19 protein-coding genes are annotated in these 23,119 nt (G+C 77.1%); 8 read left to right on the plus strand and 11 right to left on the minus strand.

Going from position 1 to position 23,119, the window contains the following annotated elements; translation table 11 throughout:
• Positions 1–11: 11 nt before the first annotated feature.
• On the minus strand, positions 12–944 hold the full coding sequence (locus ACI79G_RS00930) for an alpha/beta hydrolase (RefSeq protein ID WP_456878873.1): 933 nt from the start codon (positions 942–944) through the stop codon (positions 12–14).
• A 242-nt stretch (positions 945–1,186) separates the two neighbouring features.
• Between ACI79G_RS00930 and ACI79G_RS00935 the strand changes: the two genes are divergently transcribed.
• On the plus strand, positions 1,187–2,215 hold the full coding sequence (locus ACI79G_RS00935; protein WP_456878875.1) for an Atu2307/SP_0267 family LLM class monooxygenase: 1,029 nt from the start codon (positions 1,187–1,189) through the stop codon (positions 2,213–2,215).
• A 3-nt stretch (positions 2,216–2,218) separates the two neighbouring features.
• Here ACI79G_RS00935 and ACI79G_RS00940 read toward each other — a convergent pair whose 3' ends face one another.
• Entirely contained in the window at positions 2,219–2,848 is a 630-nt protein-coding gene (locus ACI79G_RS00940) for a CG0192-related protein (RefSeq protein ID WP_456878877.1), read from the minus strand.
• 185 nt (positions 2,849–3,033) lie between these two features.
• Here ACI79G_RS00940 and ACI79G_RS00945 point away from each other — a divergent pair, with 185 nt between their 5' ends.
• The 3 genes from ACI79G_RS00945 to ACI79G_RS00955 all read left to right on the plus strand — a co-directional run bounded on the left by ACI79G_RS00945 (position 3,034) and on the right by ACI79G_RS00955 (position 6,364).
• Positions 3,034–3,684: a hypothetical protein gene (locus ACI79G_RS00945; RefSeq protein WP_456878878.1), complete on the plus strand. Its 651-nt coding sequence runs from the start codon at positions 3,034–3,036 to the stop codon at positions 3,682–3,684.
• 66 nt (positions 3,685–3,750) lie between these two features.
• Positions 3,751–4,983: an MFS transporter gene (locus tag ACI79G_RS00950; protein WP_456878879.1), complete on the plus strand. Its 1,233-nt coding sequence runs from the start codon at positions 3,751–3,753 to the stop codon at positions 4,981–4,983.
• Positions 4,984–5,185: 202 nt separating this feature from the next.
• Entirely contained in the window at positions 5,186–6,364 is a 1,179-nt protein-coding gene (locus tag ACI79G_RS00955) for an FAD-dependent oxidoreductase (RefSeq protein ID WP_456878881.1), read from the plus strand.
• An 11-nt stretch (positions 6,365–6,375) separates the two neighbouring features.
• Here the strand turns inward: ACI79G_RS00955 and ACI79G_RS00960 are convergent, their stop codons facing one another.
• On the minus strand, positions 6,376–7,908 hold the full coding sequence (locus ACI79G_RS00960; RefSeq protein WP_456878883.1) for an ATP-dependent DNA ligase: 1,533 nt from the start codon (positions 7,906–7,908) through the stop codon (positions 6,376–6,378).
• 126 nt (positions 7,909–8,034) lie between these two features.
• On the opposite strand from ACI79G_RS00960, the gene ACI79G_RS00965 reads away from it, so the two are divergent.
• Positions 8,035–9,258 (plus strand): MFS transporter, encoded by a 1,224-nt coding sequence (locus tag ACI79G_RS00965; RefSeq protein ID WP_456878885.1) that lies wholly within the window; start codon positions 8,035–8,037, stop codon positions 9,256–9,258.
• Positions 9,255–10,025, plus strand: coding sequence for a PIG-L deacetylase family protein (locus tag ACI79G_RS00970; RefSeq protein ID WP_456878887.1), 771 nt, complete (start codon positions 9,255–9,257; stop codon positions 10,023–10,025). Before ACI79G_RS00965 ends, ACI79G_RS00970 begins: the two co-directional genes overlap by 4 nt.
• Here the strand turns inward: ACI79G_RS00970 and ACI79G_RS00975 are convergent.
• Positions 10,012–12,843, minus strand: a complete 2,832-nt coding sequence (locus ACI79G_RS00975) for an ATP-binding protein (protein WP_456878889.1) — start codon at positions 12,841–12,843, stop codon at positions 10,012–10,014. The genes ACI79G_RS00970 and ACI79G_RS00975 overlap by 14 nt on opposite strands.
• Before the next feature lie 153 nt (positions 12,844–12,996).
• On the opposite strand from ACI79G_RS00975, the gene ACI79G_RS00980 reads away from it, so the two are divergent.
• Positions 12,997–14,043, plus strand: coding sequence for a class I SAM-dependent methyltransferase (locus ACI79G_RS00980; RefSeq protein ID WP_456878891.1), 1,047 nt, complete (start codon positions 12,997–12,999; stop codon positions 14,041–14,043).
• Between the two features lie 35 nt (positions 14,044–14,078).
• Here the strand turns inward: ACI79G_RS00980 and dhaM are convergent, their stop codons facing one another.
• The 7 genes from dhaM to ACI79G_RS01015 all read right to left on the minus strand — a co-directional run bounded on the left by dhaM (position 14,079) and on the right by ACI79G_RS01015 (position 20,762).
• A complete protein-coding gene (gene dhaM / locus ACI79G_RS00985) occupies positions 14,079–14,504 on the minus strand; it encodes a dihydroxyacetone kinase phosphoryl donor subunit DhaM (protein WP_456878892.1) in 426 nt (141 codons plus the stop codon).
• A gap of 3 nt (positions 14,505–14,507) precedes the next feature.
• Positions 14,508–15,140 (minus strand): dihydroxyacetone kinase subunit DhaL, encoded by a 633-nt coding sequence (gene dhaL, locus ACI79G_RS00990; RefSeq protein WP_456878894.1) that lies wholly within the window; start codon positions 15,138–15,140, stop codon positions 14,508–14,510.
• Positions 15,137–16,138 (minus strand): dihydroxyacetone kinase subunit DhaK, encoded by a 1,002-nt coding sequence (gene dhaK / locus ACI79G_RS00995; protein WP_456878896.1) that lies wholly within the window; start codon positions 16,136–16,138, stop codon positions 15,137–15,139. The genes dhaL and dhaK overlap by 4 nt, the downstream gene beginning before the upstream one ends.
• 108 nt (positions 16,139–16,246) lie before the next feature.
• Positions 16,247–16,714: a universal stress protein gene (locus ACI79G_RS01000; protein WP_456878897.1), complete on the minus strand. Its 468-nt coding sequence runs from the start codon at positions 16,712–16,714 to the stop codon at positions 16,247–16,249.
• A complete protein-coding gene (locus ACI79G_RS01005; RefSeq protein WP_456878899.1) occupies positions 16,707–17,465 on the minus strand; it encodes a hypothetical protein in 759 nt (252 codons plus the stop codon). Before ACI79G_RS01005 ends, ACI79G_RS01000 begins: the two co-directional genes overlap by 8 nt.
• A 34-nt stretch (positions 17,466–17,499) precedes the next feature.
• A complete protein-coding gene (locus tag ACI79G_RS01010; RefSeq protein ID WP_456878901.1) occupies positions 17,500–18,324 on the minus strand; it encodes a YceI family protein in 825 nt (274 codons plus the stop codon).
• Positions 18,321–20,762: an MFS transporter gene (locus ACI79G_RS01015; RefSeq protein ID WP_456878903.1), complete on the minus strand. Its 2,442-nt coding sequence runs from the start codon at positions 20,760–20,762 to the stop codon at positions 18,321–18,323. Before ACI79G_RS01015 ends, ACI79G_RS01010 begins: the two co-directional genes overlap by 4 nt.
• Positions 20,763–21,125: 363 nt before the next feature.
• On the opposite strand from ACI79G_RS01015, the gene ACI79G_RS01020 reads away from it, so the two are divergent.
• Complete coding sequence (locus ACI79G_RS01020; RefSeq protein ID WP_456878904.1) at positions 21,126–22,673, plus strand: DUF222 domain-containing protein; 1,548 nt, start codon at positions 21,126–21,128, stop codon at positions 22,671–22,673.
• Positions 22,674–23,119: the final 446 nt, after the last annotated feature.

Consider the following 23,119-nt stretch of genomic DNA (forward strand, 5'->3'; position numbering starts at 1 on the left):
GCGGGCTCGGCTCAGCGGTGCAGCAGCTCCCCGAAGGCCGCGCAGGTCTCGTCGACGGCGGCCTGCGCCGCCGGGGACACCGCGCCCATGGCGAAGAAGCCGTGGATCAGCCCGTCGTACCGGCGGACCCGGGCCTCCACCCCCGCGGCGCGCAGCGCCTCGCCGTAGGCCTCGCCCTCGTCGCGCAGCGGGTCGTACTCCGCGGTGACGACGACCGCGGGCGGCAGCCCGGAGAGGTCGGCGGCGTGCAGCGGGGACAGCCGCGGGTCCTTGGCGTCGTCCCAGGCGCCGGCGTAGTGGCCGTAGAACCAGTCCATGGTCGGCTGCTCGAGGAAGTAGCCGCGGGCGTTCTCGGTGCGCGAGGGGTAGTCGCCGAGCGCGTCGACCGCCGGGTAGATGAGCAGCTGCGCGGTGAGCGGGGTGCCCTCGGCGGTCAGCTGCTGGGCGACGACGGCGGCGAGGTTGCCGCCCGCGCTGTCGCCGGCCACGGCCAGCCGGTCGTCCCCGCCCAGCTCGCCCCGGTGCGCGGCGACCCAGCGGGCGGCGGCGACGGCGTCCTCGGCCGCGGCGGGGAAGGGGTGCTCGGGGGCGAGCCGGTAGTCGACGGCGACGACGACCGCGCGGCTGCCGCGGCAGATCTCGCGCACCGACTGGTCGTGGGTGTCGAGGTCGCCGATGACCCAGCCGCCGCCGTGGAAGAAGGCGACGGTGGGGAAGGGGCCCTCGCCCTCGGGCCGGTACACGCGGGCGCGCAGGTCACCCTCGGCGCCGGGCACGGTGGTGTCCTCGACCGCTCCCACCGGCACGACGAGGTCCGGGGAGCGCGCCGCGCTCAGCGTCAGGTACTGGGTCCGGGCGGCCTCCGCCGTCCCCTCGTACATGGGCGGCAGGCCGGTCTCGGCGAGCATGGTGAGCAGAGCGGCGATGTGCGGGTCGACCGGCACCGGACCTCCTGTGCGTGCGTGCGCTGGGTCACGGCAACCTATCCGCGCCGCACGACGGTTCCGGCACCCGGGTGTCCGCACCGCTCCCGGTGGGCAGGGGGAGGACGACGGCGCTGGCGCGCTGGGGCTGCTGGCCACCCGGGCGACCCGCCGCTGACCTCGGGGCCGGGGTCCTCGCCTGGTTGACTGGTTGAACACTGGACCGTCGCCGGTGGCGGCCCCCACCCCTGAGGAGGACAGCCGTGCACGTCGGCGTCGACAGCTTCGTCGCAGCGGTGACCGACCCCTCGACCGAGCGACCGGTCGGGCCCGAGGAGCGGATGGCGCACCTGCTCGAGGAGATCGCCCTCGCCGACGAGGTCGGGCTGTACTCCTTCGGCATCGGTGAGCACCACCGCCCGGAGTACTACGACTCGGCACCGCCGGTGGTCCTGGGCGCCGCAGCCGCACGCACCTCGCGCATCCGGCTGGGCAGCGCGGTGACCGTGCTCAGCGCCGCGGACCCGGTCCGCGTCTTCCAGCAGTTCGCCACGCTGGACCTCGTCTCCCGCGGCCGCGTCGACCTGGTGGTGGGCCGCGGCTCTTTCGTCGAGGCGTTCCCGCTGTTCGGGCTGTCGCTGGCGGACTACGACGAGCTGTTCGAGGAGAAGCTGGACCTGCTGCTGCGGCTGCGGGACTCCGAGGAGGTGACCTGGTCGGGCCGGCACCGCCCCCCGCTCACCGGACAGGGCGTCTACCCGCGGCCGCTGCAGGACCCGCTGCCGATCTGGGTCGGGGTCGGCGGGACGCCGGAGTCCTTCGTCCGCGCCGGGCTGCTCGGCCTGCCGCTGATGGTGGCGATCATCGGCGGGGAGCCGCGGCAGTTCGCGCCCCTGGTCGACCTCTACCGCCGGGCCGGGGCGCAGGCCGGGCACGCGCCCGAGCGACTGCGGGTGGGGCTGCACGTCTTCGGCTACGTCGCGGAGAGCACCCGGGCCGCCGCCGACACCATCTACCCGGGCTGGCACGAAATGTTCGCCAAGGTCTCCCGCGAGCGCGGCTTCGCCCGGCCGACCCGGGCGCAGTTCGATGCGACGAGCGGCCCGAACGGCGCCTTCTTCATGGGCGACCCGGACACCGTGGCCGACAAGCTCGTCCGGGTGTCCGGGCAGCTCGGCGGGGTCGACCGCGTCTCGATCCAGATGACCAACCCGCGGCTGGCGCACGCCGACCTGCTGCGCGGCATCGAGCTGCTGGGCACCGAGGTCGCGCCCCGGGTCGCCGGGGTCTGACGGTCAGACCCGCCGGGCGGTGGCGAGCAGGACCGGGTCGGTCTGGCCGGCCCAGGTGCCGGTGAGCGTCGCGGCGCCGTCGGCGGGCACGACCGGCGTCAGCACGCGGCGCACGACCAGCTCCAGGTCCCCGGCGCGGACGGTCGTCGCGTCGGCGGTGTCGGTGGCGGCCGGCGTGCCCAGGGCGCCGACGTCGGCCGCCGTCCCGCTGCCGGTGACGTGCGCGGTGGGGTCGCGGCGCTCCTGCCGGTCGTCGACCACGACGTGCTCCTCGGCCTGCGGGGCGCCGGTGAGCACCGCGGCGGCCAGCGCGGCGACGTACACCGGGTCGGCGCAGGCGTCGTAGACCCAGCGCCGGCCGAGCACCGAGTGCTCCGTCGTCCCCACCAGGTGCTCCGCCAGCTCCGGGGCGGGCGCGCCGCGGTAGGTCAGCGGCACGTGCAGCAGGGTGTCGCCGGCGCGCAGCACGAACGTCTCGGTGCCGACCTCGCCGGCCGGGTCGTCGAAGCGGTAGGCGGCGACCTGCTCGAGCTCGGCGCCTGCGGCCGCGGCACCCCACGGCCGGCCGGGCGCCCAGCCCGCCACCAGCTCGAGCTTCGACGGCCGCAGGGTGGCCCGGTGGATGAGTGCCATGGGGGCGACCGTACGGGCCGGCGTCCGGGCTCCCCGGACCGGTGTCGTCGCCGGCGGCTGCCGCGGACGACCCGTCCGCCGTACGCTCCTACGACCGGGAACGGGCGGCGGGACGTCGCTCGTGCTCCCCGGTCGGAGCGCACCGGGACCCCGTCCGTCGGGGCGCCGGTGGAGGAGGCGGGGCGATGGCGCAGGGTCCGGCGTCCATGCCGGTGCTCAGCCGGGGCAGGCACCGCAGTCCGGCGCGCGGGGCGTGCTTCATGGAGTACACCGCCCTCCTGGCCGGCGAGCCGTTTACCGACGCCCCGGACTCCGTGGACGGGGAACTGGCCGCGGTCCTGCGGCACGCCAACGACCGGCTGTCGGACGGCGACCGGTTCCGGTTGACGTTCCTGCTCGGTCGCGCGATCGGCCTGGTGGTCCCGGGGCCGGCGGCGTCACGGCGCCCGCGCCGCTCGGCGCGCCGGACCGGCGGGGAGGACGCGCACGCCCTCGCTGTCCACGACGCGGTCGTCGGCGAGCTGCGGGAGTCGGTCTCGCGGCGCTTCACGGCCGCCCTGGGCCACCGCCCGTCCCCGGCGGAGTGGCGCAGGCACGCCTGCGGCCGGGACGTCGACCGACTGTTCTGGTCGCTGATGCTGGAGCCCGCTCCGGTCAGCACCTCCGCCGCGTACGTGGACCGGCTGGTCCACCGGCTGGTCCTGCTGCACGAGTGCTACGAGCAGGAGATGGCGCGGCTCGGACTCGCGAGTCGGCCGCCGGTACGGACGCCGTCCCCGGGCGCGGCTGCCTCGTCCTCCGACGGCATCCCCGCCGCGTCCCCGTCGGGGGTCTGACCGCCGCTCCGCACGCGGACCGACCCCGGCGTCCGCGCCCCGACCCCCTGTGGTGCGGTGGGCGGGGTGCGGACACCGCGAGGGACGGACACGGCGGTCTTCCTGCTGGGCCTGTCGGCGCTGCTGACGCTCTACGCGACCCAGCCGCTGCTGCCGGCGCTCGCCGCCGACCTCGACGTCTCCGCGACCGCCGCCGCCTGGACGGTGAGCGCCACGGCGCTGGGGGTCGCGGTCGCCGCGCCGTTCGCCGGGGCGGTGTCGGACCGGCTGGGCCGCAAGCGCGTGATGCTGACGGCGATCGCCGTGCTGGCCGGAGCGACGGCGGCCGGCGCCCTCGCCCCCGGCTTCGCCGTGCTGCTGGCCGCGCGGGCGGCGCAGGGCCTGGCCGTCCCGTTCGTCTTCGCGGTCGCGGTCGCCTACGTGGCCGAGGAGGTGCCCGCCTCGCGGTCGGCCGCCGTCAACGGCCTCTACGTCTCGGGGACGGCGTTCGGCGGCTTCCTCGGCCGGTTCCTCTCCGGCGCGGTCGCGGATGCGTTCGGCTGGCGGGCGTCGTCCGCGGCGCTGGCCCTGGTGCTGGTGGTCGTGCTCGGCGGGGTGGCGGCGTCGCTGCCACCGGAGCGGCGGTTCGCGCCGACGGCCGGTGTGCTCGGCGGCCTGCGCGGCATCGGCGGCCACCTGCGCAACGGGCGGCTGCTGGGCACCTGCGCCCTGGGCGCCGCGGTGCTGTTCGTGCAGGTGGGCGCCTTCACCTACGCCGGGCTGCACCTGTCCGGGCCGCCGTTCGGGCTGGGCACCGCGCAGGTCGGGGCGGTGTTCGCGGTGTTCCTCGTCGCCGTCGTCGTCACGCCGCTGACCGGGCGGCTGGTGTCGCGGGCAGGCCGTCGTGCCGTGCTCGTGCTGGCCACCGCCGTCGTGCTCGCCGGGCTGGCACTGACCCTCGTGCCGGCGACCGCGGCCGTCGTCGCCGGACTGGCGGCGGCCTGCACCGGCGTGTTCGCCGTCCAGGCGTGCGCCACCGCGCAGGCCGCCGCCAGCGGCGGGGCGGCCCGGTCGAGCGCGGTCGGGCTCTACCTGACCTGCTACTACGCCGGTGGCGCCATCGGCGCCGTCGTCCCGGCGCCGCTGTTCTCGTCGGCCGGGTGGCCGGCGTGCGTGGCGCTGCTGGGTGCGGTCGCCGTCCTGGGTGCGGGCACGGCGCTGGTGAGCTGGCCGCCGCGGGCCGGAGTCCAGCCCTCCGCGAGCCGGGCCCGGACGCCGTCGAGCGGATCGGCGCCGGTCGGCGACCCGGCCGGCCGGTAGCGGACGGCGAGCGGGACGGGAGCCGGAGCGGACGTGGCTGCGGGGACGCTCTGCCCCTGCCCCGCATGGTGGGCAGCGGGGGAGCGTGCGGGAACGGTGGTCGGGCACGCTGCTCCCGGCGCCCATCGGGCGCACAGGGGTGGCATCCGGCGCCGGCCTGTGAGGAGATGCCCTCTCGGACGGGACCACGCGGAGGTGCGGCATGACCCGAGCGATCGTCGTCGGCGGCGGGGTCGCCGGGCCCGTCGTGGCGATGGCCCTGCAGCGCGTCGGCATCGAGGTCACCGTGCACGAGGCGCACGCCGGCCCCGCGGGCGACGTCGGCGCGTGGCTGGGCCTGCAGACCAACGGGCTCGACGCGCTGCGGGCGATCGACGCGGACCAGGCGGTCGCCGGCGTGGGCTTCCCGACGCCGGTCATCGAGTTCCGCAGCTGGACCGGGAAGGTGCTGGGCGCCGTCCCCACATCGGGCCCCGACGGGAGCGTCGGCCTCTCCCTGCGGCGCTCCGATCTCTACCGGGCGCTGCACGCCGAGGCCGTGCGCCGCGGCGTGCGGGTCCGCTACGGCTCCCGCCTGGTCGACGCGCGCAGCACCGCCTCCGCGGTCACGGCGGCCTTCGCCGACGGCACCGCCGAGGAGGCGGACCTCCTGATCGGGGCCGACGGCGTCCGCTCCACCGTCCGGGCCCTGGTCGACCCCGGTGGTCCGCCACCCCGCTTCGTCCCGGTGCTCAACACCGCGGGGTATTCCGAGCACGTCCCGCCGGACGCCGAGGTCGGCCAGCTCACGATGGTGTTCGGCCGGCGCGGGTTCGCCGGGTACCTCGCGGCGCCGTCCGGGGGGACCTGGTGGTTCGCCAACCCGCCGCTGACCCGTGAGCCGCCCGCCGGCGAGGTGGCGGGCACCTCGGACGCCGAGTGGCGTGCCCTGCTGTCCGACCTGCACCGCGGCGACCGGTCGCCGGTCCTGGACCTGGTCGAGGCCACACCCGGCCCGCTGCGCGGGTGGACGACCTACGACGTCCCGACCGTCCGCCGGTGGTCCGCCGGCCGCATGGTGCTGATCGGGGACGCCGCGCACGCCACCTCACCGGCGGCCGGTCAGGGGTCGTCGCTCGCCGTCGAGGACGCCGTCGTCCTCGCCCGCTGCCTGCGCGACCTGCCGCTCCCCGCGGCCCTGACGGCGTTCGAGGGACTGCGCCGGGAGCGGGTGGAGCGGGTCGTCGCCCAGGGCTTCCGCACCAGCAGCGCCAAGTCGCCCCCCGCCATCGGCCGGGTCGCCCGCGACCTGGTCATGCCGTTCGTGCTGCGGCGCCGGGACCCGCAGGCCTGGGTGCGGGCCCACTCCGTCGACTGGGACGCCCCCGCGGTCCCCGCCTGAGGGCTCCGCGTTCAGCTCCCGGTGAGCAGGGCGCGGACGGCGTCGAGGGGATCGGCGTCGGCCGGCGACCGGTCCGGCCGGTAGCGCACCACCCGGGCGAAGCGCAGCGCGACGCCGCCGGGGTAGCGGGGGCTGCGCTGGGCGCCGTCCAGGGCGACCTCGACGACCAGCTCCGGTTCCAGCAGCACGCCCCACTCGTGCTGCTCGCGGGCGAGCCCGGGGAAGGTCCGCGTCTGCCACTCGAGCAGCTCGTCGGTCATCCCCTTGAAGGTCTTGCCGACCATCACCGGCTCGCCGCCGTCGGGGTCGCGGGCGCCCAGGTGGATGTTCGACAGCTTCCCGGACCGCCGGCCGTACCCCCACTCCGCGCCGAGCACGACCAGGTCGAGGGTGTGCACCGGCTTGACCTTCTGCCAGGCCCGCCCGCGGCGCCCGGCGGCGTAGGGCGCGTCGAGCGCCTTGACCACCACGCCCTCGTGCCCTGCTCCCAGCGCGGCGTCGAGCACCTCGGCGGCCTGCTCGGGGGTGGGCCGGCGGACGCCGGGCATCCGCAGCGCCGCGTGCTCCGCGCCGGCCAGCAGCCCCGCCAGCGCGTCGAGGCGGACGGCCAGCGGCTCGTCGAGCAGGTCGCGGCCGTCGAGGTGCAGCAGGTCGAAGAAGAACGGGCTGAGCACGACGGCGGGGTCGGGCTCGTCACTGCCGAAGCGGCTCATCGTGTCCTGGAAGGCGCGCGGCCGGCCGTCGTCGTCCAGGGCGAGGGTCTCCCCGTCGAGGACGGCGGTGCGGCACGGCAGCGACCGGACCTGCGCGACCAGCTCGGGCACCCCGTCGGTCACCTCGCGCAGGGTGCGGGTCCAGACGCGCACGACGTCGCCGTCGCGGTGCACCTGGATCCGGGCGCCGTCCAGCTTGTGCTCGACCGTGACGTCGCCGCCGAGGTCGGCCAGCACGGCGTCCAGCGAGGAGCCGGGGCCGGCCAGCATCGGCCGCACCGGGCGGCCGACCCGCAGGTGCACGGCCTCCAGCGCGTCGGTGCCGCCGGCCAGGGCGGTGGCGGCGGTCCCGGGCAGGCTGCCCGACAGCATGAACGCCCGCCGCACGGCCGCGGTGGGGACGTCGGCTGCGGCGGCGATCGCGTCGAGGACGACGCCCTCGAGCGCGCCCTGCCGCAGCTCGCCGGTGAGCAGCCGGACGAGGAAGCGCTGCTCGTCGGTGGTGGCGGCGGTGAACAGCTGCTCGAGGAGCACCTCCCGCCGGGCCGCCGACCCGGTGCCGCTCGTGCCGGCCAGCTCGGTGAGCGCTCGGTCGACGGCGGGGACGGTCAGCTGCGGCGAGGTGGCCGGGTCGTGCGCGAGGCGGCCGAGCGTGCGCCAGCCGACCCCGAGCCGGCCCTGCAGGGGATCGCCGGCCAGCCACGCGGTGACCGCCCGCACCTCGTCGCCGTCCGCGCGGCGCAGCAGGTCGGCGATGGCCGTGGCCTTGGCCGTGCGCGAGCGGGTGGCCGCCACCGCGGCGGAGGCGGTGACGACGTCGGCGAACAGCACGGCGCCATGGTGGCAGCCGGGTCCGACACCGCCGCGGTGCCGGCGCCGCAGCGCTGCCACGCGGGCGGCGGCCGTGCCAGCCGCGTGACAGGGCGCTGCGAGGGGGCGCGGCCACCGTGAGGACCCGTGGAGGTGGAGGACGAGATGGCCGGTCGACCGGTGGACGCAGCGGTGCCGCCTCAGGCGGTCCGCGCGCCGGAGCGGGGCCGCGGGCCGGCGACGCCGGTGGCGGTCCTGGGGATCGGTGCGTTCGCGACCGGCACCGACCTCTTCGTCGTGGCCGGGGTGCTCCCCGGCCTGGCCGACGACCTCGGGATCACGGTCGGCACCGCCGGCCTGACGGTGACGGTCTCCGCGGCCGCACAGGCGGTCGGCGGCCCGCTGCTCGGCGCCGCGCTCGGCGCGCGGCCGCGGCGGCGGGTGCTGATCGGCTCCCTGGCGCTGTTCGGGGCGTGCACCGCGGTGGCGGCGGTGGCGCCGACGTTCGCGGTGCTGCTCGTCGCCCGGGCACTGGGCGCCCTCGCGGCGTCCGTGCACGTGCCGGTCGCCGCCGCGGCAGCCGTCGCGGCGGCCCCCGCGCGGTCCCGCGGCCGGGCGCTGGGGGTGGTCCTCGGCGGGGCCTCGGCCGCGATGGTCCTGGGTGCCCCGCTCGGCGTCCTGCTGGCCGGGGTGCTGTCGTGGCGTGCGGCCTTCGGCCTGGCCGCCCTCTTCGCGGCGGGCGGCGCCGTCGTCCTGCTGCGCGGCGACGTCGGGTCCGGTCGGCTGCCCCCGTCGACGCTGTCCGAGCGGCTGCGTCCGGTCCGCCGCCCCGCGGTCGTCGTCACGCTGGGCGCGACGGTCCTGGTCATGGCCGGCTCGAACGGCGTGTACAGCTACCTCGGCGTGCTCCTGGACCCGGTCGCCGGACCGGCCGGTCCCGGCCTGGTCATGGCGGCGTTCGGCCTCGGCGGCGCGGCGGGGGCCTGGTGGGGCGGGACCCTGGCGGACCGGCTCGGGGACCGGCGCCTGGTCCTGCTGGCGGGAGGGGCGCTGACGGCGGCGGTCGCCGCGCTCCCGCTGGTCGCCGCGACCGGCGGCGCGCTGCTGGTCGTCGTGGCCGGGTGGGGGACCGCGGCCTGGGCGTTCACCGCGGCGCAGCAGCACCGCGTGCTCCGGCTGGGCGGGGACGCGGCGGCGGTGTCCCTGGCCCTGAACAGCGCGGCGACCCACGTCGGGTTCGCGGTGGGTGCGCTGCTCGGCGGTCTCGTCGTGGACACCGCCGGCCCCCGTCCGCTGGCGCTGCTGGGCGTCGCCCTCGGCGGCGCCGGACTGATCCTGCACCGATCCCTCGACCTGGAGGTCCGATCATGACCGAGTCCGTGACCGTCGTCGCCGAGCTGGGCACCGTCCTCGGCGTCTGGGCGCACCCCGACGACGAGGCCTACCTGTCCGGCGGGCTGATGGCGCTGGCCCGCGACGGCGGCTCGCGCGTGGTGTGCGTGACCGCGACGCGCGGCGAGCTGGGCACCCCCGACCCGGAGGCGTGGCCGCCCCGACGGCTGGCCGCGGAGCGCACCCGCGAGCTGGCGCGCTGCCTGGCGGTCCTCGGCGTCTCCGAGCACCGCTGGCTCGCGTACCGAGACGGCGAGTGCCCGGCCGCCCCCGCGTCCGAGGCGGTCGCGGGGTTGTGCGAGGTGATCGACGAGGTCGCCCCGGACACCGTGGTGACGTTCGGCCCGGACGGCATCACCGGTCACCCCGACCACCAGGCGGTGTCGGCGTGGGTGACCGCGGCGTTCGAGCGGGCGGCCGCGCCGGGGGCCCGGCTGCTGTACGCGGCGGCCGCTGCGCGGCGGGTGCCCCGGTGGCAGGACCTGGACGAACGCCTGGGCGTCTACCTGCCGGGCTACCCCGTCGCGGTCCCCGACGAGCAGCTGGCGGTCGACCTGGTGCTGGACCCGGACACGGCAGCCCGCAAGGTCCGGGCGCTGGCGGCCCAGACGACCCAGACGGCCGGCCTCATCTCCACGATGGGGATCGACTGCTACACCGCCTGGGTCGGTGAGGAGTCGTTCGTCGAGCACCGGCGCTCGGCGCCGGTCGCCCAGCAGCCGGTCGCGGCGGTCACACGCGCGTGAGGTTGCGCTCGATGGCCAGCCGGGCCACCTCGAGGACGGCGTCCCGGCCGGGCGCCTCGACGGAGGCCGGCTGCGGTGGGGTGCTGCGGGCGGCGGCGTCGGGAGCCCGGTCGGAGGCCGCGTCGAGCAGGTCGGCCGGCTGCTCGTCGCCGAGCCGGCGGAGGAGGTCGGCGAGGTTGCGCAGCGTCGTCCACTGGTGGGTCCAGTTGCCGGTGCGGGCGAAGTAGTCGACCACCTCCCGGTACCCCACCAGCGCCTCGCGGACCCGGCCGGCGTCGGCGCGCGCGGGGAGCAGCCCCACGGAGGCGATGCCGACGACGAAGGTGGCCCCCGCCGTCCGGGCCAGGTCGATGGCCCGGACGTAGTGGGGCTCGGCGCGGTCCCGGCGGCCGACGGAGGTCTCGATCTCCCCGGTGACGTAGGCACCGAAGGCCCGTATCGAGGGCGAGGCCGCCTCGGCGAGCCCGCGGGCGTTGAGGCTCCGCGCCCGGTCGGCGTCCCCCGCGTAGGCGAGCGCGAGGGCGGCGATCCCGAGCAACTCGCCGGGCCGGACCCGGAGCGCGGCCCCGGCGAGGGCGTGCTCGGCGGCCTCGGCGTACGCCCCGCGGGCCAGGGCGACCACCGACAGCGGCAGTAGGCAGTACCCCGTCCCGATCGCGTCGGTGGCGCGCTCCAGCCCCGCGCGGGCGAGCCGGACCGCCGTGGTGAGGTCGCCGCGGTGGTAGGCGGCCTCGCCGGCCGTGCCCAGCACCGCGGCCTCCTGCGGGTGGCCGGCGAGCGCCGGGTCGGCGGCCAGCTCCTCGGCCCAGCTGCGGAGCTCGACGAGGTCGCGGTACGTGACGGCGTCGTACAGCCCCAGGACCATCGCGACCGCGTCGTCGAGGGCGCCGCGGCTGCGGGCCGACCGCCAGGCGGCCCGCAGGTTGGCCACCTCCCGGCGCAGGACGGCGTCGGCCTCGGGCTCGCGGGCGGTGGGCGTGGTGGCGGCGAACCAGGCGGTCAGCTCGACCGCCCAGCGCTGCATGCGCTCGGTCGCGGCCTCGTGCTCACCGGCCGCAGCCAGCCGGTCCAGGCCGAAGACCCGCAGCGTGTCGAGCATGCGGTAGCGGGTGCCGGCCTCCCCGATGTCGGCCTCGACCATCGAGGCATCGACCAGACGGGCGAGGACGCTCCCCGGGTCGCTGCCCAGGCCCAGGTCGGCGGCGAGCCGCTCGGCGGTCCCCAGGTCGACGCCGTCGACGAACACCGACAGGTGCCGGAACAGGCGCCGCTCGTCCTCGGAGAGGAGCTGGTAGGACCACTCGACGGTCGCGCGCAGCGTCCGGTGCCGGACGTCCCCGCTGGGTCGACCCCCGCCCAGCAGGTCCAGCGAGCGGGTCAGCCGGCTGCGCAGGTCGGTCAGCGAGAAGGTCGACAGCCGGCCGGCGGCGAGTTCGATGGCCAACGGCATGCCGTCGAGCCGGTGGACGATGTCGGCGATCGTGCGCAGCTCGTCGGGTGTCGGCGGTGGGCCGGGGCGCACCCGTCCGGCCCGGTCCAGGAAGACCGCCACGGAGGGGACCCGGGCGAGGTCCCGATCGCCGTCCGGGAGCGGGAGCGGGGCCAGCCGGACGACGCACTCGGCCGCGAGACCGAGCGGTTCCCGGCTCGTGGCGAGCACGGCGAGCCGCGGGCAGGCGGACAGGACGGCGTCGACGGCGTCGCGGACCGCGTCCAGCAGGTGCTCGCAGTTGTCCACCACCAGCAGGCCGGGGCGGTCGCCCAGGACGGCGACGCAGGCCGCGAGGACGTCGCCCCGGACGACCTCCAGGCCCAGGGCCGCCGCCAGCGCGTGCGGGACGGCGGCCGGATCGGTGACCGGTGCGAGCAGCAGCGTCGCGGTCGCCCCGCTGCGTCGCGCGACCTCGAGGGCGACGCGGGTCTTCCCGACGCCGCCCGGCCCGACGAGGGTCACCAGCCGCTCGCTCTCCAGCCGCCGGTGCAGCGCGGCGACCTCCGCGTCCCGGCCGATGAGCCGGGTCGTGGGCCGGACGGACACCCGGTGTCCGGGGGCCGGGCCGGCGGCTCCTCCGGCGACCTCGCGTTCCAGCTGGTCCAGCTCCGGTGACGGGTCGAGGCCGGTCTCCTCGGCCAGCCGCTGCCGGTACCCGCGCGCAGTCTGCAGCGCCTCGGGCGCCCGCCCGGTCGCCGCCAGTGCCCGGACCAGCAGCAGCACCGCGGGTTCGCGCAGCGGGTCCTCGGTCACCGACGCAGCCGCCAGGCCCAGCACCTCCTCCGCCTGCCCGGCGGCGATCGCGCTGCCGATCAGCGCGTCGGTCACCTCGTGCCGGAGCCGTGTGCACTCCTCGACCGCGGTGGCGATCGGCAGGACGTCGGTGAGGTCGGACAGGAGCGGTCCCCGCCAGAGGGCCCGTGCCTCCCGCAACACGGCGAGCGCACCGGCCGGGTCCTGCCGTCCGCGCGAGCGCGCCGCCGCGAGCAGTGCCCGCGCCCGCGCCACGTCGAGGGCGTCGTCCTCGAGCACGAGCCGGTAGCCGTCCGGCTGGGTCTCCAGCCGGGCCGCCGCGGAGCCGAGGTGCCCGCGCAGCCGGGACACGTGGCTGTGCAGGGCCTGGCGGCCCGACTCCGGCACCTCCGACGGCCACAGCGCGTCCACCAGGGAGTCCACCGGCACGGTCCGGCCCTCGGCGAGTGCGAGGAGGGCGAGCACCGCGCGTCGCTTGGGGCCGCGGACGTCGACCGGTCGGCCGTCGACGACCAGCCGCAGCGGACCGAGCACCTCCACCCGGACCCGCGCCGTCGCCTGGTCGTCCGACATCGCGCACCTCCGGAGCCCAGCGTGCCCGCGTCGGCGTCCGGACGGGAGGCCCGGGGCCGCCCTGTCAGCGGGCTGCCAGCGCGTGCGAGAGCCGTGACAGCGCCCGCGCCCACCGTCTGTCGCGACCGGGCAGGACACTGGGAGGAGAACGAGATGGACCAGAGCAGGGTGACGGCGTTCCTCGAGCGCTTCGTCACGGACCTGGGTGCGGGTGGATCCGTCGGCGCGGTGGCGATCGGCCACCGGCTGGGGCTCTACCGCGCCCTGGCGCAGGGCCCGGCGACGCCCGAGCAGCTCGCCGAGCGCAGCGGGTGCCACCCGAGGTACCTCACCGAGTGGCTGCGCGGCCAGGCCGCCGGCGGGTGGGTGGGCTACGACGCGGCGACCGGCGAGTTCTCGCTCACCGAGGAGCAGGCGTTCTGCCTGGCCGACCCGAACGGTCCCGACCTGGCCGCGGCGTCCCTCGTCGTCCTCGGCTACCTGCGCGCGGAACCGAGGATCACCGAGGCCTTCCGCACCGGTGCCGGCGTCGCCTGGAGCGAGCACCACGAGGACGTCTTCGTGGGGTGCGACGCCTTCTACCGGCCCGGCTACGTGGCCCAGCTGGTGCCGGACTGGATCCCCGCCCTCGACGGGGTCGAGGAGAAGCTGACCGCGGGGGCCCGGGTCGCCGACGTCGGGTGCGGTCTCGGGTCGACCTCGGTGCTGCTCGCCCAGGCCCACCCGCGCACGACCGTCGTGGGCTCGGACTCGCACGCCGAGTCGATCGACCTGGCGCGCAAGAAGGCCGCCGAAGCCGGGGTCGGCGACCGGGTCGTCTTCGAGGTGGCCTCCGCGCAGACCTTCTCCGGCAGCGAATACGACCTCGTGACGATGTTCGACTGCCTGCACGACATGGGGGACCCGGTGGGTGCCGCCCGCCGGGTGCGCGAGGCGCTGGCGCCCGACGGCACGTGGCTGCTCGTCGAACCGTTCGCCGGCGACACGGTCGAGGACACCCTCAACCCCGTGGGGCGGCTGTACTACAACGGCTCGACCTTCCTGTGCGTCCCCAACGCGCTCGCCCAGCCGGGCGGCTACGCACTCGGCGCCCAGGCCGGTGAGGCCGCCATCCGCGAGGTCGCGGCCGAGGCGGGCTTCACGCGGTTCCGGCGGGCGGCGCAGACCCCGTTCAACCTGGTCTACGAGATCCGTCCGTAGCCCCCGGCCGGCGCCGGGGTCCCGGCCGGCGGGGGTCAGCTCCCGCCGGCCGGCCCACCGAGGTGCGTCTGCTTGGGGGCCAGGCCGCGCAGCGCCTCGGCGGCGACCCGGTCCCGGTCGGCGCCGGCGGCCGCGGTGACCGCCGCGCCGACGAGACCCTCGACCAGCGGAGCGGGGGAGAGGACCACCCGCTCGCGGACGTCGTCGTCCAGCAGCTCCAGCGCGGTCTCGGCGGAGAGGACGGCGCTGCCGAGGTCCATGAGGACGACGACGCCGTCCCCGCTGTCGGCCGCGGTGACGGCGTCGGCGATCGCCGTCGCGTCGGTGCCGAGGCCGCCGTCGACGTCACCGGCGGCCACGCCGACGGCGAGCTCGCGGCCGGGCAGCATGCCGCGGGCGAGCTCGACCGCGGCGTCGGCGAGGGCGCGGCTGTGCGACACCACCACCAGCCCGACCGGCACCGCTCAGCCCTCGCCGGCCAGCGCGGTGGCGGCGGCCTGCACCAGCAGCGTCGCCGAGGCCGCGCCGGGGTCGACGTGGCCGGCGCTGCGCTCGCCCAGGTAGCTGGCCCGGCCCTTGCGGGCGATCAGCGGCTCGGTCGCGTCGCGCCCGGCCGCGGCCGCCTCGGCGGCGGCCCCCAGGGCCTCGCCCAGCGGTTCGCCGGAGCCGAGCGCCTCGTCGAGCGCGTCGCACGCCGGGCCGAGCGCGTCGAGCATCGTCTTGTCGCCGCGCTCGGCCTTGCCGCGGGCGACGACGCCGTCGTACCCGGCGCGCACCGCGGCGGCCAGCGCACGACCGTCGTCCCCGTCCAGGGTGCCTGCGGCGCGCAGGAAGAAGGTGCCGTAGAGCGGCCCGCTGGCACCGCCGACCGTCTTGATCAGCGTCGTCGCGACGGTCTTGAGGACCGCGGCGGGGTCGTCCGAGGGGGTGGCCTCGAGGGCGGCCACGGCCGCGGTCATCCCGCGGTCGAGGTTGGCGCCGTGGTCGGCGTCGCCGATGGCGGCGTCGAGCTGGGTGAGCGCGTCGCGCTGCTCGTGCACCAGCCGGGCGAACTCCCGGACCCAGGCGGTGAGCGCGGCGGCGTCGACGGCGCTCATGCGCCCCAGCGCAGGGACGGGGTGCGCACGGGGGCGTCCCACAGCCGCAGCAGCTCGTCGTCGGCCTTGAGCAGGGTGACCGAGCAGCCGGCCATGTCTAGGCTGGTCATGTACGAGCCGACGAGGTTGCGGGCGACCCCGACCCCGGCCTTCTCCAGGACGGCGACCACCTCGGCGTACATGAGGTAGAGCTCGAGCAGGGGGGTGCCGCCCATGCCGTTGACGAAGGCGATGACCCCGTCGCCGCCGGTCATGTCCAGGTCGGCCAGGACCGGCTCGAGGAGCATCTCGGCGACCTCCCGCGCCGGCGCCAGCGGGACGCGGCGGCGGCCGGGCTCGCCGTGGATCCCGATGCCGATCTCCATCTCGTCGTCCGGCAGGTCGAAGGTGGGCCGGCCGGCCGCGGGCACGGTGCAGGAGGTGAGCGCCATGCCCATGCTGCGGCCGTTGGCGTTGACCCGCTTGGCGATGTCGGCGACCTGGGCCAGCGGCCGGCCCTCCTCGGCCGCGGCGCCGGCCAGCTTCTCGACGAGGACGGTGACGCCGACGCCCCGCCGTCCGGCGGTGTAGAGGCTGTCCTGGACGGCGACGTCGTCGTCGGTGACCACCGCGACGACCTCGGTGTCGGACTCGGCGGCCACCAGCTCCGCCGCCATCTCGAAGTTCATGACGTCGCCGGTGTAGTTCTTCACGATGTGCAGCACCCCGGCGCCGCCGTCGACGCCGCGGGTCGCCGCCACCACCTGGTCGGGGACCGGCGAGGTGAACACCTCCCCGGCGCAGGCCGCGTCGAGCATCCCCATCCCGACGAACCCGGCGTGCATCGGCTCGTGCCCCGAGCCGCCGCCGGAGACCAGGCCGACCTTGCCCCGCACCGGCGCGTCGGCCCGGAGGACGACGCGGTTCTCGTGGTCGACCCGCAGCTCGGGGTGTGCCAGGGCCAGGCCGCGCAACGCCTCGGGGACGACGTCCGCGGGGTCGTTGATGAGCTTCTTCATCGCAGCCTCCTGGCCTCGGCGTTCCCGGTGACGGGGGTCCCGGGGCAGGAGGCTAGGAGGGTGCACCGACCGGCACAAGCGAGGCGGTGGTCGATCGTCCGGTGCCCGTCAGGGGACGACGACGACCGGCCAGCGGCCGCTGCGCACCAGGCGGGTGCCCAGCGACCCGAGGAGGCGGTGCCCCACCCGGGCGGAGGCCCCGACCACGACCAGGTCGGCCCGCAGCTGCGTGGCCAGGCGGCACAGCTGGGCGAACGGCTCGCCGCGCACCGCGACGAACTCGGCGCGGACCCCGGCGTGCGCGGCGTCGTCCTCCACCTGCGTGCGCAGGTCGGCCGTCCGCTGCGCCATCGTCTCCCGGATCGGCCACGGCTGGTCGGGGGAGAGCAGGGCCATCACCGGCGGGGTCTCGACGTGGACCACGACGAGCCGGGCGCCCTCGCGGCGGGCGACCCCCGCGGCGTACGCGCCGGCCCGCACCGAGGGCGGCGACCCGTCGAAGCCGACGACCACCACGGACGGGCCGTCGGTGCCGAGCTCGAACGCCGGCCGCTGCGGCGCGGCCTCCTCAGCCATGGCGCGCGCCGGTCCGGTGGGGCCGGTCCTGCCGGCAGGGCGGCGTCGAGGGCGATGGTGCGGACGACGCGGAGGACGGCGTGGCCCGCTCGCGGGACGGCGTCGACGTGGGGGTCGACCCGGGACTGGGGGTCGCGGACCGCGCCGGTCCTGCGGCGGGGGACGACGGGGGCGCGGCGGGTACCGCCGTGGACCGCGTCTCGGTGGGCGGGGCGGGCGGCGTCGCGACGGCGGCCGCGGTGGCGGGCTGCGCAGCCGGCGCTCCGGCCGGGGCGTCCGCGCCCATGGGAACGGCTGGGGGCCGCGGTCGCGGCGTGGCCGGCGCGGTGGGCACGACCGGTGCGGCGTCCGCCGGTCGTCGGGCGGCGGCCGGAGCCGTTCCGGGGTCCTCGTGCACGCCGGCCGCCTCGGGAGTGCCGGTCGGCACGTCGGCCGGTTCGGTCGTGCCGATCGGTGCCGCGGCGGCCGGCAGGGCCGTGGCGGCAGGACCGGGACCGGCCGGTGCGGACTGCTGGTCGTCCGCGGTGGCGGCCAGGACGACCCCGCCGGCGATCACCGCGGCTGCCGCTCCGGTCGCCAGGGCGAGCCGGCCGCGCCGCGCCGGCCGCGGCTCGGGGGACCGCCGCGGCTCGCCGCCCAGGATGCGGAGGGCGGCCACCGCCGGCGGGCTGAGCCGGGTCCGGCCGGCGCGGAGCTCCGCGAGGACGACGCCGGCGAGGTCCTGACGCAGGTCGTCGTCTGCGTCGGGCATCGGTCAGCCTCCTCGGGCGTGGTGGGGTGAGCGGTCAGTCGGCCAGCACGGCCTGGATCTCGAGCTCGACGAGCAGGTGCGTGCCGACGAGGGAGAGACCCAGCTCGACGGCCTGGTTCCAGTTCATCCGGAAGTCCTCGCGGTCGAGCCGGGCGGTGGCCGTGAAGCCCGCCCGGACGCCGCCCCACGGATCGGGGCGGGTGCCGCCGTAGCGCAGCTCCAGCGGCACGTCGCGGGCGGTGCCGGCGAGGTCCAGCCGGCCGCGCACGGTCCAGCGGCCCGGGCCCGCGGGTTCGACCGCGGTGGAGGTGTAGCGGATCTCGGGGAAGCGCTCGACGTCGAGGAAGTCCGCCGAGCGCAGGTGCGCGTCGCGCTGGTCGTTGGCGGTGTCGATGCTGGCCGCGTCGATCACCGCCTCGCACCGCGACCCCTCGAGCGGCTCGGCCACCACGATCTCGCCGGAGAAGTCGCGGAAGCGACCGTGCACGGTCGAGAGGGCCAGGTGCCGGGCGGTGACCTCGATCGTGGAGTGCGCCGGGTCGATCACCCACCGGCCGGGCCGCGGGGTGCCGGAGTCGCCGGGGCGGCTGAGCACGAGCAGCCCGAGGTCGGTGCCGGCCGGTCCGGTGGCCACGGTGCGCGCGACCGGGACGCAGCCGGGGGCGGCCACGACGACCGTCGCCGTCCCCGGGGTGGGGACCGGGACGGCGAAGCGGCCCGCGGCGTCCACGGCGGCGCGGCCGAGCTGCCGGCCGGTGCCGTCCACGAGCGTCACCGTGGCCGCCTCCAGCGGCTCGCCGTCCCGGCCGAGGACGGTCCCGGTGACGGCGTCCCGGACGTCCAGCCGACCGGCGCTCACCGCAGCGCTCCCAGCGTCATGTCGTGCGCCACCTCGGCCCCGGCGGGCAGCCGCAGCGCCTCGGCGACGGGGGCGAAGCCGCTCGCGGTGACCGTGTAGTCGCCGGGCAGCAGGTCGGCGAAGGCGTAGCCGCCGTCCCCTCCGGTGCGGGTCGTGGCCAGCACGGTGCCCGCCTCGTCGAGCAGGGTGACCGTCGCCTCCGGCAGCGGGCGCCGGTCGCTGGCGGCGCGGACGGTGCCGCTGAGCCGGGCGCCGCCGACGAGGACGAGGTCCCGGACGACGGTGCCGCCGTCGGGCAGGTCGACGGTGCCGGCGACCGGCTGGTGTCCCGGCGCCTGCGCGGTCAGGGTGTAGACCCCGGCCAGCAGCTCGCCGAGCGCGAACGTCCCGTCGGTGGCGGTCGTGGTGCTGGCCACCACCTCGCCCTGGACGTCGGTCAGGGTGACCAGCGCCCCGGGCAGCGGCCCGCCGGTCGCCCCGCACACGGTGCCGCGGACCTCGCCGCTGCCGGCCAGGACGACGTCCCGGTGCACGGCGGAGTCGGCCACGGCGACCATGGCGGCGTTCGGGGCCAGCTGCGGCGCGGCGGCGATGAGCAGGTAGGTGCCGCCGCTGGCCGGCCGCAGGCGGTAGCCGCCGTCGTCGCCGGTGCTGGCGCGGTCGACCTGGCGCCCGGTGACGTCGGCCAGGGTGACCGACGCGCCGGCCAGCGGCCGGCCGTCGCCGCGCAGCACGCGGCCCAGCACGACCCGCCCGTCCGCGGCGTGCCCGTTGCCGTTGAGGCTGGGCGCCGCGCCGTTCGTGCTCGCGGCGGCGGCCAGGGGGACGGGCTGCGTCCGCGGCGCGCGAGGGGCCTGCGCGGCGGCGGCCGGAGCGGCGGCCGCGGGAGCGGCCTCGCCGGCGGTGTTGCTGCGGCGGAGCGGCACCTCCGTGATGAACAGGACGGCGAGCACGGCGACCGCGGAGATGACCGCCGCGAAGACGAACACGTCGCCGATGACGTCGCCGTAGACGGCCCGGACCAGGGCCTGCACCGGGGCGGGGAGCCCGGCCAGGTCCAGGGACTCCGAGCCGCCACCCTGCGGCGCGGGCAGGCCCATCGCCACCAGGCCCTCGGCCACCCGGTCGCTGACCCGGTTGGCGGCGATCGAGCCCAGGACCGAGACGCCGGCGGCGCCGCCCATCGAGCGGAAGAAGGTGACCACGGAGGTCGCGGCGCCGATGTCGCGCAGGTCGACGGTGTTCTGCACCGCCAGGACCAGGTTCTGCATGGTCATGCCGACGCCGAGGCCGAGCAGCGCCATGTAGGCGGCCATGACCGCGTAGTCGGTCTCGTGGTCGATCGTGCCGAGCAGGCCCATGCCGGCGACCAGCAGGATCGTGCCGGCGAGCAGGTAGACCTTCCACTTCCCGAACCGGGTGACGAGTTGGCCGGAGACCGTGGAGGAGACCAGCAGCGCGCCGATCATCGGGATCGTCGCCAGCCCGGCCTTGGTCGGCGACCAGCCGCGGGCGATCTGGAAGTACTGACCGAAGAAGACCGAGGCGCCGAACATCCCGACGCCGACCGCGATCGAGGCGATGATCGCCAGCGCGGTGGTCCGGTCCCGCACGATGGGCAGCGGGATGATCGGCTCCCGCACCCGGCTCTCGACGAGCACGGTGAGCAGCAGGGCGACGAGGCCGCCCCCGGCCATGACCGCCGACTGCCAGGAGACCCAGTCGAACTCGTTGCCGGCGAAGGTGACCCAGATGAGCAGGTCGCTGACGGCGGCGGTGACGAGCGTGGCACCCAGCCAGTCGATGCTCACCGTCCGGCGCGCGGTCGGCAGGTGCAGCGTCTTCTGCAGCAGCACCAGGGCGATGAGGGCCAGCGGCACGCAGGCGTAGAAGGTCCAGCGCCAGCCGAGCCACGAGGTGTCGACGATGACGCCGCCGAGCAGCGGGCCGCCCACGGTGGCCACGGCCATGACCGCGCCCAGGTAGCCGGAGTACGTGCCCCGTTCCCGCGGCGGGATCATCGCCCCGATGACGACCTGGACCAGGGACTGCAGGCCGCCCATCCCGATGCCCTGGAGCACCCGGAACCCGATGAGCATCCCCATCGACTGGGTGAGGCCGCAGAGCGCGGAGCCGATGACGAAGATGACGATCGCGAGCTGGACCAGCAGCTTCTTGCTGTAGAGGTCGGCGAGCTTGCCCCAGATGGGCGTCGACGCCGTGGCCGCCAGCAGGGCCGCGGTGACGACCCAGGTGTACTGCGACTGGGTGCCCCCGAGCTTGGCGGTGATCGTCGGCAGTGCGTTCGCGACGATCGTGGTGCTGAGCAGGCCGACGAAGAGGGCCATCAGCAGGCCGCTGAGTGCCTCGAGCGTCTCGCGGCGCGTCATGGCGGACTCGACGGCGACCGGCCTCGTGGCCCGGTGTGTGGTGCTCATGCAGTGTCCTTCGCGGATGACGGCCGCCGGCCGTGCGCAGGTACCAGGGAGGCGGTCGGCGCTTCCCGCGGCCGCCGCTACAGGTTGTATTACGCAACGATATGCGGAGAGCTTCCCGCTGCCTGCCGAGACGTGCGTCACCGTCGGCGCACGCCGGGTCGCCGGCCGGTGGGCGGCGCGCTGGGTGGTCCTCGGGAGGTCGGTCGGCGTGCCAAGTCGTCCCGCGCTCTGGTCGTCGGGTCGGCCGTCTGGTCCTGCGGCCTCCTGGAAGCACCCGGCTGTAGTCCCACGTTCTCCACGTCCAGGTCCCTGACCTGCGAGTTTGTCTTGTGCTGACCTCTGCTCGAACGTATGATCGAGCGCGTGGACGACGGGACGCCGACCGGCACGCTGGGTCGGGCTGCTGCGCCTGTCGTGGGGTGGGCGACCGGGCCGTTGGGGGCGGTGCAGGCCGCGGACCGGGAGATCTCCCGGCAGACGGCGCTCAAGGCGCGGGCGGTCGCGGAGTTCGCCACGTCCCGGCCGGCGTCGGCGGACCGGGCCCAGGGGGAGCGCGGGGCGATGTCGGCCGAGCGGTGGGCGGCCCGGCCGGAGGTGCTGCGGTCGGTGTCGGAGTGGGCCACCCCGGAGCTGGCGATCGCACTCAACCTGACCCAGCCGGGCGCGGCGCGGGAGCTGGAGCGGTCGGTGACGCTGGTGCACCGGCTGCCCGCGACGCTGGCGGCGCTGGAGTCCGGGGTGCTGCACGCCGGGCATCTGTGGCACCTGATCGAGCACGTCGCCCCGATCGCCGACGACCGGCTGCGCGCCGAGGTGGAGGCCGAGCTGCTGGCCTGGCTGGCCGGCCGGCACCGGGTGACCTCTCCGGCGCAGCTGGGCGACAAGGCCCGCCGGCTGGTGGCGCAGCGGGATGCCGCGGCGGCCGGGCGCCGGCTGGCCCGGGCGCTGCGGGAGCGCGGGGTGTCGGTGCGCCCGGACCGGGTCGAGGGCATGGCGGCGGTGAGCGTGTACTGCTCGCTGCCCGAGGCCCGGGCGTTCCACGCCGCGCTGGTGCAGTGCGCCGACGCGATCGTGGACGAGCCCGGTGCGCCGGTGCGGACCCGCGGGCAGAAGATGGTCGATGCACTGCTGGAGCTGGTGCTGCGCCCCGGTGAGTCCGAGCTGCCGCCGGTGCGGGTGCTGCTGACGCTGGTGGCCTCGGTGGCCACCCTGCTGGGTGGGGACGCGCCGGCGGAGCTGGACGGGGAGCTGCTGCCGGCGGAGATGGCCCGCCGGCTGGCCCACGCCTTCGCCGGTGTCGACCCGGTCGACGGTGCGCCCGCGCCGGGGCTGGCGGTGGCGTGGCAGGAGGCCGAGCAGGCCGAGCTGGCCGCCTGGTGGGATGAGATGGAGCGCCGCCTGCTCGCCGGCGAACTGCCCGACGAACCGACTGGGGCCCGGACCCGCTGCCCGCCACAGCGCCGGGCACCGCGCCACCGCCGGGCACCGACCCGGCGCCGTCACCGGACACCGACGCACCGCCGGGCGCCGAGGCCCCAGCGGGTGCCGACCGGGCACCGGGTAGTCCCGCGTCACTGCCGGACAGTGATCGAGCACCGAGCGGTTGGTGGGCGACCGCGGATCGGGCGGTGGCGGACGCCGGTGCGGCGGTGCACGCCGCCCGGATGGCACTGGGCCATGCCGCCCGCAGCGTGCGCACCGCGGCCCGGGCCGACGCCGATGACGAGGCCGCCTGGCAGGCGAGTGCCGCCGGGCGGGTGGACGCCGCCGCCGGCGCGCTGGGCGCGCTGGCCGCCGCCGCGGACGCCCAGCGCGCGCAGCTGGCCGCCCTGCTGGACCGCACCGCCGGTGGCGGGCTGGCCGACCGGCCCCGGATCGCGCTCACCGACGCGGTCAGCGGCGCGCTGCTGACCCTGACCGACCTGCCCGCACTCCGCCGCACCGGCAGCTGCTGCAGGCCCGCCTGCCGCCGGCCCGAGGCTTGCGGTCACGACCTGAGCGGCCGGCCCGGCCTGCGCGTACCGGACCCGACCGCCGGCTACCGGCCGGGTGCGGCGCTGGACCGCCACGTCCGCGCCCGGGATCGGCGCTGCCGGTTTCCCGGCTGCCGCCGCCGGGTGCCCGCCGCCGGCGAGCTGGACCACCACCGGCCCCACGCCGAGAGGGGTGAGACCGCCGCGGCCAACCTGGTCGGCTACTGCACCGGCGACCACCGCGGCAAGCACCAGGCACCGGGCTGGACCCACACCCTCGCCGCCGAGGGCACCCTCACCGTCACCACCCCCACCGGCCTCACCGCCGTCACCGAACCACCGCCCTACTGAGGGCCGTCCCTGTGAGCGAGGCCGCTGCCGACG

The sequence above is a fragment of the Geodermatophilus sp. SYSU D00779 genome (genome assembly GCF_054050595.1).

Excerpts from the sequence above, each read along its gene's own strand:
- ACI79G_RS00940 (WP_456878877.1), bottom strand. The coding sequence starts at position 2,848 with ATGGCACTCATCCACCGGGCCACCCTGCGGCCGTCGAAGCTCGAGCTG.
- ACI79G_RS01000 (WP_456878897.1), bottom strand. The coding sequence starts at position 16,714 with ATGGCTGAGGAGGCCGCGCCGCAGCGGCCGGCGTTCGAGCTCGGCACC.
- ACI79G_RS00975 (WP_456878889.1), bottom strand. The coding sequence starts at position 12,843 with ATGTCGGACGACCAGGCGACGGCGCGGGTCCGGGTGGAGGTGCTCGGT.
- ACI79G_RS00970 (WP_456878887.1), top strand. The coding sequence starts at position 9,255 with ATGACCGAGTCCGTGACCGTCGTCGCCGAGCTGGGCACCGTCCTCGGC.
- ACI79G_RS00945 (WP_456878878.1), top strand. The coding sequence starts at position 3,034 with ATGGCGCAGGGTCCGGCGTCCATGCCGGTGCTCAGCCGGGGCAGGCAC.
- dhaK (WP_456878896.1), bottom strand. The coding sequence starts at position 16,138 with ATGAAGAAGCTCATCAACGACCCCGCGGACGTCGTCCCCGAGGCGTTG.
- ACI79G_RS01015 (WP_456878903.1), bottom strand. The coding sequence starts at position 20,762 with ATGAGCACCACACACCGGGCCACGAGGCCGGTCGCCGTCGAGTCCGCC.
- dhaL (WP_456878894.1), bottom strand. The coding sequence starts at position 15,140 with ATGAGCGCCGTCGACGCCGCCGCGCTCACCGCCTGGGTCCGGGAGTTC.
- ACI79G_RS00980 (WP_456878891.1), top strand. The coding sequence starts at position 12,997 with ATGGACCAGAGCAGGGTGACGGCGTTCCTCGAGCGCTTCGTCACGGAC.
- ACI79G_RS01005 (WP_456878899.1), bottom strand. The coding sequence starts at position 17,465 with ATGCCCGACGCAGACGACGACCTGCGTCAGGACCTCGCCGGCGTCGTC.
- ACI79G_RS00955 (WP_456878881.1), top strand. The coding sequence starts at position 5,186 with ATGACCCGAGCGATCGTCGTCGGCGGCGGGGTCGCCGGGCCCGTCGTG.